15 protein-coding genes are annotated in these 15267 nt (G+C 71.2%); 5 read left to right on the top strand and 10 right to left on the bottom strand.

What is annotated here, in order from left to right; all coding sequences use genetic code 11:
* Nucleotides 1–62 precede the first annotated feature (62 nt).
* Nucleotides 63–767, bottom strand: a complete 705-nt coding sequence (locus AC07RV_RS19875) for a GntR family transcriptional regulator (RefSeq protein ID WP_296789110.1) — start codon at nt 765–767, stop codon at nt 63–65.
* A gap of 133 nt (nt 768–900) precedes the next feature.
* Between AC07RV_RS19875 and AC07RV_RS19870 the strand changes: the two genes are divergently transcribed.
* Nucleotides 901–1911, top strand: coding sequence for a VOC family protein (locus tag AC07RV_RS19870; protein ID WP_296789111.1), 1011 nt, complete (start codon nt 901–903; stop codon nt 1909–1911).
* A 40-nt stretch (nt 1912–1951) separates the two neighbouring features.
* On the top strand, nt 1952–2806 hold the full coding sequence (locus AC07RV_RS19865) for a fumarylacetoacetate hydrolase family protein (protein ID WP_057594263.1): 855 nt from the start codon (nt 1952–1954) through the stop codon (nt 2804–2806).
* Between the two features lie 16 nt (nt 2807–2822).
* On the opposite strand, the gene AC07RV_RS19860 is transcribed toward AC07RV_RS19865, so the two are convergent.
* The 9 genes from AC07RV_RS19860 to AC07RV_RS19820 form a co-directional block, all read right to left on the bottom strand.
* The gene (locus AC07RV_RS19860) at nt 2823–3548 is read right to left on the bottom strand and encodes an ABC transporter ATP-binding protein (RefSeq protein ID WP_296789113.1); all 726 of its coding nucleotides are present in this window, start codon (nt 3546–3548) and stop codon (nt 2823–2825) included.
* Nucleotides 3545–4303, bottom strand: a complete 759-nt coding sequence (locus AC07RV_RS19855; RefSeq protein ID WP_208509303.1) for an ABC transporter ATP-binding protein — start codon at nt 4301–4303, stop codon at nt 3545–3547. Before AC07RV_RS19855 ends, AC07RV_RS19860 begins: the two co-directional genes overlap by 4 nt.
* 5 nt (nt 4304–4308) lie before the next feature.
* Nucleotides 4309–5325 (bottom strand): branched-chain amino acid ABC transporter permease, encoded by a 1017-nt coding sequence (locus tag AC07RV_RS19850; protein WP_296789115.1) that lies wholly within the window; start codon nt 5323–5325, stop codon nt 4309–4311.
* 34 nt (nt 5326–5359) lie between these two features.
* Complete coding sequence (locus AC07RV_RS19845; RefSeq protein WP_057594262.1) at nt 5360–6232, bottom strand: branched-chain amino acid ABC transporter permease; 873 nt, start codon at nt 6230–6232, stop codon at nt 5360–5362.
* Between the two features lie 10 nt (nt 6233–6242).
* Entirely contained in the window at nt 6243–7487 is a 1245-nt protein-coding gene (locus AC07RV_RS19840) for an ABC transporter substrate-binding protein (RefSeq protein WP_296789116.1), read from the bottom strand.
* A gap of 75 nt (nt 7488–7562) precedes the next feature.
* Entirely contained in the window at nt 7563–9950 is a 2388-nt protein-coding gene (locus AC07RV_RS19835; RefSeq protein WP_296789117.1) for a xanthine dehydrogenase family protein molybdopterin-binding subunit, read from the bottom strand.
* Nucleotides 9947–10480, bottom strand: a complete 534-nt coding sequence (locus AC07RV_RS19830; RefSeq protein WP_296789118.1) for a (2Fe-2S)-binding protein — start codon at nt 10478–10480, stop codon at nt 9947–9949. Before AC07RV_RS19830 ends, AC07RV_RS19835 begins: the two co-directional genes overlap by 4 nt.
* The gene (locus AC07RV_RS19825) at nt 10480–11349 is read right to left on the bottom strand and encodes an FAD binding domain-containing protein (protein WP_296789119.1); all 870 of its coding nucleotides are present in this window, start codon (nt 11347–11349) and stop codon (nt 10480–10482) included. Before AC07RV_RS19825 ends, AC07RV_RS19830 begins: the two co-directional genes overlap by 1 nt.
* Nucleotides 11350–11365: 16 nt before the next feature.
* On the bottom strand, nt 11366–11998 hold the full coding sequence (locus tag AC07RV_RS19820) for an SRPBCC family protein (protein ID WP_296789120.1): 633 nt from the start codon (nt 11996–11998) through the stop codon (nt 11366–11368).
* A 148-nt stretch (nt 11999–12146) separates the two neighbouring features.
* Here AC07RV_RS19820 and AC07RV_RS19815 point away from each other — a divergent pair, with 148 nt between their 5' ends.
* The 3 genes from AC07RV_RS19815 (at nt 12147) to AC07RV_RS19805 (ending at nt 15183) form a co-directional block, all read left to right on the top strand.
* Nucleotides 12147–12824, top strand: a complete 678-nt coding sequence (locus tag AC07RV_RS19815; protein ID WP_296789122.1) for a TetR/AcrR family transcriptional regulator — start codon at nt 12147–12149, stop codon at nt 12822–12824.
* Nucleotides 12825–12944: 120 nt separating this feature from the next.
* Nucleotides 12945–13895 carry a sulfurtransferase gene (locus AC07RV_RS19810; RefSeq protein ID WP_093342532.1) on the top strand — a complete coding sequence of 317 codons (951 nt, stop codon included), beginning with the start codon at nt 12945–12947 and terminating at the stop codon, nt 13893–13895.
* 106 nt (nt 13896–14001) lie between these two features.
* Entirely contained in the window at nt 14002–15183 is a 1182-nt protein-coding gene (locus AC07RV_RS19805) for a YeeE/YedE family protein (protein WP_472922558.1), read from the top strand.
* Nucleotides 15184–15267 lie beyond the last annotated feature (84 nt).

Here is a 15267-nt window from a genome sequence, read left to right as displayed (position 1 = left end):
CGCGATATAGCTGTGATGTGGCGGCGCAATCGTCGCGTCGTTGCCGCGTCGTTGCCGCGCAGCTAAGCGCGGCGCTTCGCCGCCTTCGGCGCCTGCGCGCGCAGGCCCTCGACCAGCAGGCGCCCCGTGGTCTGCAGATGCTCCGTGATCAGCGCCTGCGCGGCCTGCACGTCTTTGCTGAGCACCGCGTCGACCAGCGCCTGGTGCTCGCCGCGCACGTCGCGCTGGTCGCCGCCCAGCGGCGCCGACAGCTGCCGGTAGCGCTCGCTCTGCTGGTAGAGCATCAGGTGCATGCGCAGCAGCCAGCCGTTGGGGCAGCCGCTCACCAGCGCATGGTGGAACTCGGCATGGGCGGTGGTCCAGTCCTCGCTCAGCAGGGTCTGCGGCAGCTCGTGCTGCAGCTCGGCCAGCCGCGACAGCCGGTGGTGGGCCGACACCACGCGGCCTTCCCATTCGAGGCCGCCATGGCGGATCGCCTCGGCCAGGCAGAGCTTCTCGATCTCGATGCGCGCCTGCACCAGGTCCTCGAGCTCGGGCTCGGAGATGGGGCTGACCCGGAAACCGCGCGCGGGCTCCGACACCACCAGCGACTCGGCCTCGAGCATCGCCAGCCCCTCGCGCACCGCGCCCGCGCTCACGTCGAGCTCCTCGGCCAGCGCGGCGATGTTGAGCTTGGCGTCGGGCAGCAGGCGGCCGCCGACGATCGCGGCGCGCAGGTGGGTGAACACCAGCCGGGTCTGGCTCATGCCCTTGGTCTTCTCGTTCATCGCGTCCTTTCGCGCCGTGGCGTTGCTTCGGCCCAGATCATACTTGGCAGGCTTTTAAATCTATGATTCAATAAATAATATATTCTTCGAACAAGAAACCACGGATCCACCCGTCCACCGGAGACAAGCCGCCATGACCGCTTCCTCGCTTCGCACCGTCAAGAACCCGCCGCGCGCCGCGCTGCAGGCCGTGCATTCGCTCGACCGCTTCGTGTTCACCGTGCCCGACCTCGCCGAGGCCGAGCGCTTCTATGCCGCCTTCGGCCTCGATCCGCGCCGCGATGGCGGCCGGCTCGACCTCCACACCGTCGGCCATCCGCAGGCCTGGGGTTCGCTCCACGAAGCGCCGGGCCAGCCCAAGAAGCTGCAGTACCTGCGCTTCGGCTGCTTCGCGGAGGACTTCGACGGCATCGCCGCGCGCGCGCGGCAGCTGGGCCTGCCACGCTGCGAACCCCATCCGCTGAGCGAGGGGCAGGGCGGCGAGGCCGGCCTCTGGCTGCTGCATCCCGACGGCTTCCCGGTGCAGGTCGTGGTGGCCGCCAAGAGCTCGCCCGAGGCCGCGGGCGAACGGGTGCTCGCGCCGCGGCCGCCGCCGGGCGTGGGCGCGTCACTCAACCGCGCGCGCATCCCGAAGGTGCACCCGCGCCGGCTCTCGCACGTGCTGCTGTTCAGCGCCAAGGTGCCCGAGGCGGTGCGCTTCTTCGAGGAGGCGCTGGGCCTGCGCGTCTCCGACCGCTCGGGCGACCTGATCGTGTTCATGCACGGCGTGCACGGCAGCGACCACCACCTCGTTGCGATGGCCAAGTCGGGCGGGCCCGGCCTGCATCACCTGAGCTGGGACGTGGCCGACATCGACGAGGTCGGTCGCGGCATGGAGCAGATGCTGGCCGCCGGCCATGTGCGCGGCTGGGGCGTGGGGCGCCACGTGCTGGGCTCGAACTACTTCCACTACGTGCGCGACCCCTGGGGCAGCTACTGCGAGTATTCGTACGACATCGACTTCGTGCCCGGCGACTTCGACTGGCCCGCCGCCGACCATCCGCCCGAAGACTCCTTCTATGCCTGGGGCCCGCGCGTGCCCGAGGACTTCGTCACCAACTTCGAGATCGAGCCCGCGCCGCCGGCCGCCGATCCCGCCGCCTGATCGTTTCGCTTTCTTCTTTCACCCACCACAAGGAACTCCCATGCGCCTCCTGGCCTTTCAAAGCAGCGGCAAGCCCGCCCTCGGTCTTCGTCTTGGCGACGAAGTCGTGAACCTCAGCGCCGAAGGCCTGCCCGCCACGCTCGACGAGCTGCTGCGCGCCGGCCCCGAGGGCCTGGCCGCCGCGCGCCGCGCCGGCGAGAGCGCGCGCAGCCGGCTGCCGCTGGCCGGCCTCGACTGGCTGCCGCCCGTGCAGTCGCCCGCCAAGGCGATCGCGGTCGGCCTCAACTACATCGACCATGCGGCCGAGAGCAAGTTCGACCCGCCGACCTACCCGGTGCTGTTCCACCGCTTCGCCTCCTCGTGGGTGGGCCACGGCAAGGCGCTCGAGCGCCCGCACGTCTCGACCCAGTTCGACTACGAGGGCGAGCTGGTCATCGTGATCGGCAAGGCCGGCCGCTACATCGCCAAGGACCAGGCGCTCGACCACGTGGCCGGCTACTCGGTGTTCAACGACGGCTCGATCCGCGACTACCAGTTCAAGTCGGCGCAATGGATGATGGGCAAGAACTTCGACCGCTCGGGCTCGTTCGGCCCCGAGTTCGTGACCGCCGACGAGCTGCCCGCGGGCGCCGCCGGCCTCAAGCTGCAGACCCGGCTCAACGGCCAGGTGCTGCAGGACGCCAACACGCGCGACATGATCTTCGACGTGGCGACGCTGGTGTCGGTGTGCTCCGAGCCCTTCGCGCTGCAGCCCGGCGACATCATCATCGCGGGCACGCCCTCGGGCGTGGGCCTGGCGCGCAAGCCGCAGGTCTTCATGAAGGCCGGCGACGTCTGCGAGGTCGAGATCGAGGGCGTGGGCCTGCTGTCGAACCCGGTGGTCGACGGCGCCTGAGCCAGGCCCGGGCGCGCTACACCGAGCAGTAGCGCTCCTGGATCTCGCGGTCGGCCAGCAGCTCGGCCGCGCCCGCGTGGTGCGCGATGCAGCCCTGGTCGACGATGTAGGCGCGGTCCGCGATCGACAGCGCCAGCTCGACGTTCTGCTCCACCAGCAGCAGCGTCTTGCCGGCGCGCTTCCAGGCCGCGAACAGCGCGAACATCTCGTCCACCAGCACCGGCATGATCCCCTCGCTGGGCTCGTCGAGCATCACCAGCTTGGGGTGCGCCACCATCGCGCGCGCGATCGCGAGCATCTGCTGCTCGCCGCCCGACATCGTGACCGCCACCTGCGCGAGCCGCTCCTTGAGGCGCGGAAAGGTCTGCGCCACCTCGTCGATCAGCTCCTGCTCGCGCGCGCGCCGGCCCGAGGCCAGGATGCCCAGGCGCAGGTTCTCGAGCACCGTGAGCCCGGGCACGATGCGGCGCTCCTCGAACACGTAGGCCAGCCCCTGGTGGAAGCGCCGGTGCGGCGGCAGGCCCAGCAGCGACACGCCGTCGAACAGCACGCTGCCGCGCGTGCGGCCCATCAGGCCCATGATGCTGCGCATGATCGTGGTCTTGCCCGCGCCGTTGCGCCCGATCAGGCAGACGATCTCGCCCGCGTGCACCTCGAGGTCGATGCCCTGCAGGATGTGGCTGCGGCCGTACCAGGCCTCGAGCTTCTGCACCGCGAGCAGCGGTGGTTGCGATGGGGTCATCGGTGTTGCCCTCCGTGGCCGAGGTAGACGCGCTGCACGTCCTCGTTGGCGCGGATCTCCGCGGGACTGCCCTGGGCCAGCAGGCGGCCCTGGTGCAGCACCACGATGCGGTCGCTCACGCCCATGATCAGTTTCATCTTGTGCTCCACCAGCGCCACCGTGCGTTCGGCCACCAGCGCGAGGATCAGGTCCATCACCGAGCGCGTCTCCTCGGGGCTCATGCCGGCCGTGGGCTCGTCGAGCAGCAGCAGCTTCGGGTCGCTCGCCAGCGCCACCGCGATCTCGAGCGCGCGCTGCTCGCCGTGCGAGAGCCGCTCGGCGCGAAAGCCGCGCTTGTCCTGCAGCTGCACCCGCTCGAGCAGCCGCTCGGCCTTCTCGATCCAGTCGCGGCGCGCGGCGCGCGGGCGCCAGCAGTCGAAGCCGCTGTCGAGCGCCTGCACCGCCACGCGCACGTTCTCCAGCACCGTGAGGTCGGGGAACAGGTTGGTCACCTGGAAGGACTTGGCGATGCCCAGGTGCGCGAAGCGGTGCTGGGCCAGCCCGGTGATGTCGCGGCCGTCGAAGCGGATCTCGCCCGCGCTCGGCGCGAAGGCGCCCGAGACCATGTTGAAGAAGGTCGACTTGCCCGCGCCGTTGGGACCGATGATCGCGGTGAGCTGCCCGCGCGGGAAGCTCACGCCGATGTCCTCGTTGGCGGTGAACTGGCCGAAGCGCTTGGTGAGGCCGCGCGTCTCGAGGATGGCGTCCCGATGCATGGTCGTCATCGTTCCATCCTCGCGAGCAGCGTGCCCCAGATGCCCTTCGGGAAGAACAGCACCAGCGCGATGAAGATCACCCCGACGATCAGCTGCCAGCGCTCGGTCACGGCCGTCAGCGCATGCTCCATCGCGAGGAACACGCCCGCGCCCACGAAGGGCCCGAAGAAGGTGCCCATGCCGCCGAGCAGCGTGACCATCATCACCTGGCCCGAGGTGTGGTACGACAGGGTGTCGATGCCCACGGTCGCGAGGTTGATCGCCGTCAGCGCGCCGGCCAGCCCGCAGAACAGGCCCGAGATCACGAACGACAGCAGCTTGGCGCGCTCCACGTCGAAGCCCGAGGCGCGGGCGCGCTGCTCGTTCTCGCGCACCGCCTCGAGCACCGCGCCGAACGGCGACTGCAGGATGCGCGACAGCAGCCACACGGCCAGCGCCACGAAGCAGAGCATGAAGTAGTAGCGGTTCAGCGGCTGCAGCAGGTCGACCTGCCAGCCGCCGAGGCGCAGCGTGGGCACGTTCACGCCGCGCAGGCCGTTGTCGCCGCCCGTCAACGAAGTCGCGTGGAAGGCCGCGAAGTACACGCACTGCGCGAGCGACAGCGTGACCATCGCGAAGTAGATGCCGCGCGTGCGGATCGCGAGCGCGCCGATGGCCAGCGCCACCAGCCCGCCGAGCGCGATGCCCGCCGCCACGGCCAGCGGCCAGGGCAGGCCGTAGCTGGCGATCAGGATGCCGCAGGCGTAGGCACCGCTGCCGTAGAAGGCCGCGTGGCCGAACGACAGCTTGCCGGTGTAGCCGAAGGTCAGGTTGTAGCCCGCGGCGAACAGGCCGAACAGCAGGATGTTGATCGCCATCGCGTGGAACGGAACGACCAGCGGGAACAGCGCGAGCACCGCGATGCTCAGCGGCACGCGGTGGCGCGTGGCCGCCTCGCGCAGCCGTCGCGCGCCCGGGGCCGCGGCGGCTTCGGCGCGCGGCGCGCGCAGCGGGGGCGGGGAGGAGGAAGTGGTGGTGGACATGGTCTGGAAAGCGTTGGAAGCGAAGGGCGCGCCTTCAGTCGCGCGCGCCGAACAGCCCGTTGGGCCGCAGGATCAGCACCGCGGCCATCAGCGCGAAGATGGCGAGTTCGGCGAGCTCGGGCTGGAACAGCGTGGTCATCGCCACCACCACGCCCACCAGCAGGCCGGCCACGATGGCGCCGACCAGCGAGCCCATGCCGCCGATCACCGTGACCACGAAGGCCTCGATCAGCACCGAGCCGCCCATCTCGGGATTCACCCCGCGCAACGGCGCCGCCAGCAGCCCGGCCAGGCCCGCGAGCGCGGTGCCGAGGCCGAAGATCAGGAGCCACACGCGGCCCACGTCGATGCCCAGCACCTTGAGCACCAGCGGGTCGCGCGCGCCGGCGCGGATCACCAGGCCCAGGCGCGTCTTCTCGATGAACAGCCACAGCGCCAGCAGCAGTGCCGCGCACAGGCCGAGCAGGAACAGCCGGTAGAGCGGGAACACGCCGAAGCCCAGGTCGACCGCGCCGCGCAGCGCCTCGGGCGTGGCGAAGGCCTCGCCCTGCACGCCCCAGACCATGCGCACGCCGTCGACCAGCACGTAGGCCAGGCCGAAGGTCAGCAGCAGCGGGTAGTCGACGCCGCGGCCGTACAGCGGCCGGATCAGCCAGCGCTCGGCCACCAGCCCCAGCAGGCCGACCGCGAGCGGCACCAGCAGCAGGCACCACCAGAAGCTGCCGGTGAGGCCGTAGGCATAGACCGCCACGTAGGCGCCCAGCATGTAGAAGGCGCCGTGCGCAAAGTTGACCACGCCCAGCAGCCCGAAGATGAGCGACAGGCCGACGGCCACCAGCACGTAGATGGCACCGAGCGCCAGGCCCACGAAGAGCTGCTGGAGCAGCAGGGAGACGGAGAGTTCCACGGCGAGGCTCTCAGGCGTGGCCCAGCTCGGCGCAGCTGCGCATGCGTGCCTCGTCGGGCGCCTCGGTGGCGACGATGCGGAAGATGTCGTCCTTGCCCTTGGCCTGCGCGGCGGGCTTCGATTCCACGATCAGCACCGACTGCACCGACTGGTGGTCGCAGGCTCGGTAGTAGGTCGGCCCCTTGTAGGCGTCGCTCTTGAGGGCCTGCAGCGCCTCGGCCACGCGGTCGCTGTCGGTGCTGTTGGCCTGCCTGGCCGCGGCCAGCAGGTTGCGCACGCCCGCATAGCCCAGGCCCGCGTAGTCGGTCGGCGCGGTGCCGCCGTTGGCCGCGCGAAACGCCGTGTTGAAGGCGCGCGCCGAGGGCGTGCTCTCCTCCATGCCCCAGTAGTAGCCGGTGCCGCCGATGATGTCGGCATACACCTCGTGGCCGTCGACCATGCGGCCCGAGTGCATCAAGAGCGGCGCGATGATCTTCGACTTCTGCTTGACGCCGAAGTCGCCGGCCTGGCGGAAGGCGATCGACTGGTCGCGGCCGAAGTTGCAGACCACCAGCACGTCGGGCTTGAGCGCGAGGATGCGCGGGAAGTAGCTCGAGAAGTCGGTCTGGCCCAGTGGATGGCGGATGTCGGCCAGCACCTCGATGCCGAAGGCCTTGCCGGCCGCGAGGAAGCCGCGCGACATCTCGTGGCCGTAGGCGTAGTCGGCCGTGAGGAACACCACGCGCTTGCCCATCTTCGGAAAGGCGTAGCGCGCCACCGCGCCCGCGGTCATGTGCGGGTTCAGGCACTCGTGGAAGGTGTACTTGCTGAAGTCCTTGGCCTCGTTGATCGAGTCGGACTGGCTCACCGAGTTGTAGATGATCTTGCGCTGCCTGGTGGCGTTGTTGACCGACAGCTGCACCGCCGCCGACACCGAGCCCACGATGAAGTGCGCGCGGTCCTTCTCGATCAGCTCGACCGTGCGCGTGACGGCCTCCTGCGGGTTGAGCTTGTCGTCGCGCACCAGCAACTCGGCGCGCCGGCCGCCGACCGCGTTGAACTCCTTGACCGCGAGCTCGGCGCCCTGCTGCACCGCGCGCGCCTCGGCCGCGAAGGGCCCGGTCAGCGGGATCGGCAGGCCGACGCGGAACGGTTCGTTCTGCGCCAGCGCGCGCAGCGGCAGCGCGGCGCCCGAGGCCAGCAGGGCGCCGCCGGCGGCCTGCAGCACGGTGCGCCGGCGCAGCGAGGGGGAGGGAAGGTCGAGGGGCGAGGTCATGGCGTGTCTCCTTGTCGTTCGGGTCAATGCAAGCGATGAAGGCGCGGGCCCCGGGGGCGCCCGCGCGGCCGGGGATCAGATGCGTCCGAGGGCGCGCAGCACCTTCTCGGGGGTCACGGGCTGTTCCGACACGTGGGCGCCGAAGGGCCGCAGCGCGTCGTTGATCGCGTTGAGCACGGCGGCCGGCGCACCCGCCGTGCCGGCCTCGCCCGCGCCCTTGGCGCCGAGCTGCGAGGTGCGCGTGGGCGTCTCGATGTGGGCCACCTCGATGTCGGGCATCTCGAAGGCCATCGGCACCAGGTAGTCGGCCATGCTGCCGTTGCGCATCAGGCCGTGGTCGTCGTAGAGGCATTCCTCGTAGAGCACGCCGCCGATGCCCTGCACCACGGCGCCGCGGATCTGCTCGTCGACCAGCATCGGGTTGAGCACGCGCCCGCAGTCCTCCACCACCCAGTGGCGCAGCAGCCGCACGAAGCCGGTGTCGACGTCGACCTCGACGTACGAGGCCTGCACGCCGTTGGTGAAGACGAAGGGATAGTCGCGCTGCGCATAGTGGCGCGTGACCACCAGCTCGGGCTGGAAGCCCGCGGGCAGCAGGTCGGGGCGGAAGTGCGCAAGCCGGCCGAGCTCGGCCAGGTCGGACAGCGTGTCGCCCGTGGCCAGGCAGCGCACCTCGCCGTGCGCGATCGTCAGGCCCTCGGCCGGCCGCTTGAGGTGCGCGGCCGCGAGTGCCAGGATGTGGCGGCGCAGGTCGCGGCTCGCGAGCAGCACGGCCTCGCCGCCGATGCCCGCGCCGCGCGAGGCCCAGGTGCCGCCGCCATAGGGCGTGGCCGCGGTGTCGCCGGTCAGCACGCGCACCGAGGCCATCGGCAGGCCCAGCGTGTCGGCCACGATCTGCGCGAAGATGGTCTCGGTGCCCTGGCCCTGTTCGCCGACGCCGGTGGCGCAGTGCACCACGCCGGTGGGGTCGAGCCGCACGGTCGCGCCGTCCTGCGCCGCGATGCGCGCGCCGCCCACGCCGTAGAAGGCCGGGCCGGGATTGGTCAGCTCGATCAGCGCCGCCAGGCCGATGCCGCGGTGCACGCCGCGCTCGCGCAGCGCGGCCTGCTCGCGGCGCAGCGCGCCGTAGCCCATCAGCGTTTCGATGCGGTCCAGGCAGGCCTGGTGCGACAGCCCCTCGAGCAGGATGCCCGAGGCACCCTGGCGCGGATAGCTGCCGTCCTCCATCACGTTGCGGCGGCGCAGTTCGAGCGGGTCGATGCCCAGCTTCGCCGCGGCCAGGTCGACCAGCCCCTCGGTCACGGTGCAGGCGATCGGATGGCCGACGCCGCGGTACTGGCTGGTCTGCACCTTGTTGAGGAAGGCGACATCGAGCGTGGCCTTGTAGTGCGCGTGCTTGTAGGGGCCGCCCGTGATGTTGATGACCTGGTTGCCCTCGATCGCGCTGGTGCGCGGGAACATCGAGAACGGGCCGATGCCCGTGAGGTCGTCGATCTGGAACGCCAGCATGCGGCCGTCGCGCGCCAGTGCGAGCCGCGCCTTCACGCGGTGCTCGCGCGCATGCACGTCGGTGACGAAGGACTCGAGCCGGTCGGCGACGAACTTGACGGGCCGCCCCAGCAGCACCGACAGCGCCACCGTCGCGAAGTCGTCGGCATAGGCATGCACCTTGATGCCGAAGGAACCGCCGACGTCGCGGCAGACCACGCGCACGTCGGCCTCCTGCAGGCCGAGCTGGCGCGCATAGAGGTCGGCCATCATGTGCGGCGCCTGGTGCGAGTGGTGCACCACGAGGCGCCGGCCGGTGGGCGTGAAGTCGGCCAGCACGGCGCGCGGTTCCAGCGTCACGCCGGTGTGGCGGCCGAAGCGGAACTCGTCCTCGACCACCACGTCGGCGCCCTCGAACACCGCCTCCACGCCGCCGGTGTCGATCTCGCGGTGGAAGCACAGGTTGCTGCCGAGCTCGGGATGGATCACCGGCGTGGCGGCATCGAGCGCCGTGTCCATGTGCACCGCCGCGGGCAGCGGCTCCCATTCGACCTGGACCGCGTCGAGCGCGTCCTCGGCCAGCGCCCGGGTGCGGCCGAGGATGGCGAGCACCGCCTCGCCCTGCCAGGTGGCGCGCTCGATCGCCAGCGCATGCTGCGGCGGCGAGCGCATGCCCGCCAGGTGCTTGAGCGTGCCGACCCAGGGCGCGCAGACCGCCGCGAGCTGGCGGCCGTCGACGATGGCCGCGATGCCCGGCATGCGGCGCGCCGCCTCGGCATCGATGCGCACGATGCGCGCATGCGCATGCGGGCTGCGCAGGTAGACCACGTGCAGCATGCGCGGCAGCTCGAGGTCGTCGACGTAGTTCGCGCGGCCCTGGGTGAGCCGCTGCATGTTGGGCCGCTCGACCGACTGGCCGATGTAGCGCTGCGCCTCGATCTCGCGCACCGGCGCGGGGAGGGTGAGGTCGTTCATGCCGCGCTCCCCGAGGTGCCGGTACAGCCGCTGCATCGTGCCTGCCGTTCCTGCCCGGCCAGCGCGATCGCGTCGACGATCGCGTGGTAGCCCGTGCAGCGGCAGTAGTTGCCCGAGATCTGTTCGCGGATCGTTTCGCGGCCCGGGCAGGGCGTGCGTTCGAGCAGCGCGTGCGCGGTCAGCAGCATGCCCGAGGTGCAGGCGCCGCACTGCGCGGCATTGCGCGCCGAGAAGCTGCGCTGCAGGTCGGCGAGCGTGCCGGCGTCGGACAGGCCCTCGATGGTCTCGATGCGCCGGCCGTCGGCCTGCACCGCGAGCACCAGGCAGCCGCGCGCGATCTCGCCGTCGATCAGCACCGTGCAGGCGCCGCACACGCCGTGCTCGCAGCCCACGCGCGTGCCCTTGAGGCCGAGCTCGTCGCGCAGCCAGTCGACCAGGTGCTGGCGCGGCTCCACGCGGCAGGCGTGCACCTCGCCGTTGACCTCGATGCGCACCGCGAGCTTGAGGTCGTGGGTGTCGGTGGTGTCCATCACTGGGCGGTCTCCGGTTGCAGCACGCGCTCGACCGCGCGCCGCAGCAGCACGCCGGCCAGGTGGCGCTTGGCCGCGGCGCTGCTGTGCAGGTCGGCATCGGGCTGCATGTCTTCGTCGAGGCTCAGCACGGCCGCCTCGAGCGTGCTTTCGTCGGCCTGGGTGCCGGCCAGCCGGGTCTCGGCGCCGAGCGCGCGCATCGGCGTGTTGCCCATGCCGAAGAAGGCGATGCGCAGGTCGGACAGCCGGCCCTCGTGCACGTCGGCGGCCAGCGCGATGCCCACGATGGCGTAGTCGCCATGGCGCCGCGCGAGTTCGGCGAAGGCGAAGCGGCGCGCCGGGCCCGGCAGCGGGAACTCGAGCGCCACCAGCACCTCGTGCGCGCGCAGGTCGGTCTGGTAGAGGTCGATGAAGAAGTCGCCGGCCATCACGCGGCGCTCGCGCTGGCCGTCGCTCACGATCAGCTCGGCATCGGCCGCGAGCGCGCAGGCCGGCCATTCGGCCGCCGGATCGGCGAAGGCGATCGAGCCGCCGAGCGTGCCGCGGTTGCGGATCGCCGCATGCGCCACGTGCGGCGCGGCCTGCGACAGCAGCGGCAGCCGCTGCGCGATCAGTTCCGAGCATTCGATGTCGGCGTGCCGCACCAGCGCGCCGATGCGCAGGAAGTCGCCGCGCAGTTCGATGCCGCGCAGCTCGGGCAGGGCGGCGATGTCGATCAGCAGTTGCGGCTTCGACAGCCGCATGTTGAGCGTGGCCAGCAGGGTCTGGCCGCCGGCCAGCACGCGGGCCGCGTCGCCGTGCTCGCGCAGCAGGGCCGAGGTCTGGGCCAGGCTCTGCGCGCGCAGGTAGGAGAAGGCGGGGGCTTTCATCGCGGGCTTCCCTGGCTCAGAACGCGCGGCTCGCGAGCCAGCCGATGCCGCTGCCGATCGCGAGCCACAGCAGGCGCTGCAGTTCGCCGGACCAGGGGCCGAAGCCGGCCGATGCGGTGGCGGCGCGCACGGGTGCCGCCAATGTGGGGGCCGGTTCGCGCCGTGCCTCGGGCCTGTCCGCCGCGGCTTCGAGCACCTGCGCCGCGGGCTTGGGCGCGAGCTGCTCGTTGAGCGCGAGAAAGAACTCGTCGGCCATCTTGCGTGCCGAGGCATTCACGAGCCGGCCGCCGATCTGCCCCAGCTTGCCGCCGACGGCCGCCTCGACCGTGTAGGTCAGCCGCGTGCCGTTGCCCTCGGCGGCGAGCGTGACGCGCGATTCGCCCTTGGCCATGCCGGCCGCGCCGCCGCTGCCCTCGAAGGCGATGCGGCAGCTCTGCGGTTCGACCACGTCGAGCCGGCGGATGCGGCCGCTGAAATGCGCGCGCACCGGGCCGATCTTGGCGAGCAGCCGCGCCTCCATCTCGTTCTCGCCGAGCCGGCGGATCTCCTCGCAGCCGGGCACGCAGCGCGCCAGCAGCTCGGGATCGTCGAGGGCGCGCCAGACCGTCTCGCGGCCCGCGGGAATCCACTGTTCGCCTTGCAGTTCCATCCGTCGTCTCTTTCTTCGGTGGCGCACCGGGAGCCGGTGCCGTTCGCATGGGCCGGAGTATTTAACGATTGGTCAATAAGATCATTGGTACTTACCATGAGGTAAATTGCGACCCTCCAACGACAACACCGAAGACAACAGCCGTTTCATGAAAGACGCATCCGAAGACCCGAAGAACGTGGCCGTCAAGCCCGCGCGCCAGCGGCTCTCGACCGAGGACCGCGAGCGCCAGATCCTCGACGGCGCGATCGCCTTCTTCTCGGAGCGCGGCCTCGACGGCCAGACGCGCGAGCTGGCGCAGCAGATCGGCATCACGCATCCGCTGCTCTATCACTACTTCCCGAACAAGCGCGCGCTGATCGAGCGCGTGTACGAGGAGGTCTACCTCGAGCGCTGGCAGCAGGAGTGGGAGGAGTGGCTGTCCGACCGTTCCACGCCGCTCGAGGCGCGGTTGGTGCGCTTCTACGGCGCCTATGCGCGCGCGATCCTCACCAAGGAGTGGGTGCGCATCCTGGTGTTCTCGGGGCTGTCCGACGGCTACGTGCCGGGGCAGTACATGGAACTGCTCAAGGAACGGCTGTTCCCGCACATCTGGCGCGAGATGCGCCACGAGCTCGGCCTCACGGGGCGCGCCAGGCCCACCGAGCGCGAGCGCGAGCTGATGTGGGGCATGCACGGCGGGATCTTCTACATCGGCGTGCGGCGCTGGATCTACGCCGAGGCCATGCCCGAGGACCTCGACGCGGTGCTGGCCGACCGCGTGCGCGCCTTCATGCTGGTGGCGCCCGAGGTGTTCGGCCGCAAGGGCGCGAAGCCCTCGGCCTGATCGCGCCGAAGCGGCTGCCGCTTTCAGATGCATTGGTCATAGCCATATCGCAAACGCTTCGTTGGTGAGCGCGCGGCGACTCCCTAAAGTGCGGCCTGCACTTTTCACAAGGAGTTACGCATGTCGATCCTGAGCCGCTGGTGGCGAGCCGCCTCCCTTGCCACGCTGACCTTCATCGCGAGCGCCCCCGTGGCCGTCGCCCAATCCACGGCCGAAGCCGGCGAGGCGCTGGTGTCGACCGAGTGGCTCGAGAAGAACCTCCGGAACGCCAAGGTGCGCGTGATCGAGGTCAGCGTGAACCCCGGCCTCTACGAGCGCGGCCACATCCCCGGCGCGGTCAACTTCTCGTGGCACAACGACCTCAACGACCGCGTGCGCCGCGACATCGTGAGCCAGGCCCAGTTCGAGAAGCTGCTGTCGGCCGCGGGCGTCGACAAGGACACCACCATCGTGCTGTACGGCGACAACAACAACTGGTTCGCGGCCTGGGGCGCCTGGGTGTTCGAGCAGTACGGATTGAACAACGTCAAGCTGCTCGACGGCGGCCGCAAGAAGTGGGAGGCCGAGAACCGCACGCTCGAGAACCGCACGCCCGAGTACGCCGCCACCGCCTTCAAGGCGAGCCGGCCCGACCCGGCACTGCGCGCGCGCCTGACCGACGTGGTGGCGGTGGCCGACGGCAAGTCGGACACGCGCCTGGTCGACATCCGCTCGGCCGACGAATACAGCGGCAAGATCTTCGCGCCGCCGGGCGCGGCCGAACTCGCGGTGCGCGCGGGCCACATCCCCGGCGCGGCCAACGTGCCCTGGGGCCGCGCGGTCAACGAGGACGGCACCTTCAAGTCGCCGGCCGAGCTGAAGGCGCTCTACGCCGCCGCGGGCATCGACGGCAGCAAGCCGGTCATCACCTACTGCCGCATCGGCGAGCGCTCGAGCCACACCTGGTTCGCGCTGCACCGCATCCTCGGCTACAAGAACGTGCGCAACTACGACGGCTCGTGGACCGAGTACGGCAACGCGGTCGGCGTGCCGGTGAACAACCCGAGCGGCACCGTCTGGGCGTCGAAGTGATTCGAGGAGAGAAGAAGAACGAGGAGGGTGCGTGAGTCATCACGAGTTGGGTGGCCGTCCGCAGCAAGCGCGGACGGCATTGGGCGAGCCTTCGGGCTCGTTTTTTTTGGATGGCACGGGCGCGGCGCGCTGGCCCGCGCTGGCCACGGCGTCGGTCGTGCTCGTGCTGCTCGCGGCCGGCGTGCACCTGCTCGGCGAGCGCAGCGGCGGCCGCGCGCTGGCCTTCGCGCTCGGCATCGGCGCGGTGCTCGGCATCGTGCTGCAGCGCTCGCGCTTCTGCTTCTATTGCCATGCGCGCGACTACTTCGAGCGCGGCGACGCGCGCGGCCTGCTCGCGATCGTCGCGGCGCTCGCGGTGGGCACGCTCGGCATGCACGTGGTGATGAGCGGCTGGCTGCCGGTGCCGCAGCCGGGCCGGCTGCCGCCCGATGCGCACATCGGCCCGGTGAGCTGGGCGCTGGTGCTCGCGGGCCTGGCCTTCGGCGCGGGCATGGTGGTGTCGGGCTCGTGCATCAGCGCGCACTGGTACCGGCTCGGCGAAGGCTCGCCCACCGCGCCCTTCGCGCTCGCGGGCGCGGCGCTGGGCTTCGTGCTCGGCTTCAACACCTGGAACCCGCTCTACAGCGCGACCATCGCCACCGCGCCCGTGCCCTGGCTGCCGCATCACCTGGGCTATGCGGGCTCGGCCGCGCTGCAGCTCGCGGTGCTCGCGCTCGCGAGCGCGCTGCTGTGGCGACGTCTGCCGCCCGCGCGGAACGCCGCGGTGCCCGCGAGCTTCGGCGCCGCGCTGCGCGCGCTGCTGCGAGGACGCTGGCCCTACGTCTGGGGCGGCCTCGCGGTGGGCGCCATCGCCGTGATCGTGGTGCTGCGGCTGCGGCCGCTGGGCGTGACGGCCGCGCTCGGCAGCGCGGCGCGCGCGGCCGGCGAAGGGCAGGGCCTGCTGCCGCAGCGGCTCGAGGGCCTCGACGGCTTCGCGGGCTGCGTCACGGCCGTGGCGCAGAGCCTGTGGCAGACGCCGAACGCGCTGCTGGTCGGCGGCCTCGTCGCCGGCGCCTTCGCGGCCGCGCTCGCGAGCGGGCAGTTCCGGCCCGCGTGGCCGCGGCCGGCGCAGATCGCGCGCGGGCTCGGCGGCGGCTTGCTGCTCGGCTGGGGCGCGATGACCGGCCTGGGCTGCACCGTCGGCAACCTGCTGTCGGGCACCATGGCCGGCGCGCTCTCGGGCTGGGTGTTCGGCGCGGCCGTGCTGCTGGCGGTCTGGGCCGGGCTCAGGCTGCGGCTGGGTACCTGAGCGGCATTCCAGGGCCGCGCATATCGAAGCACGCATTCCTTCTTTGTGCCGCGCCCGAGCCGGCGCTACGGTCGGTCCTCTTTT

Source organism: Variovorax sp. GW821-FHT09B01 (genome assembly GCF_059418345.1).
This window is presented reverse-complemented; position numbering and strand designations above follow the sequence as displayed.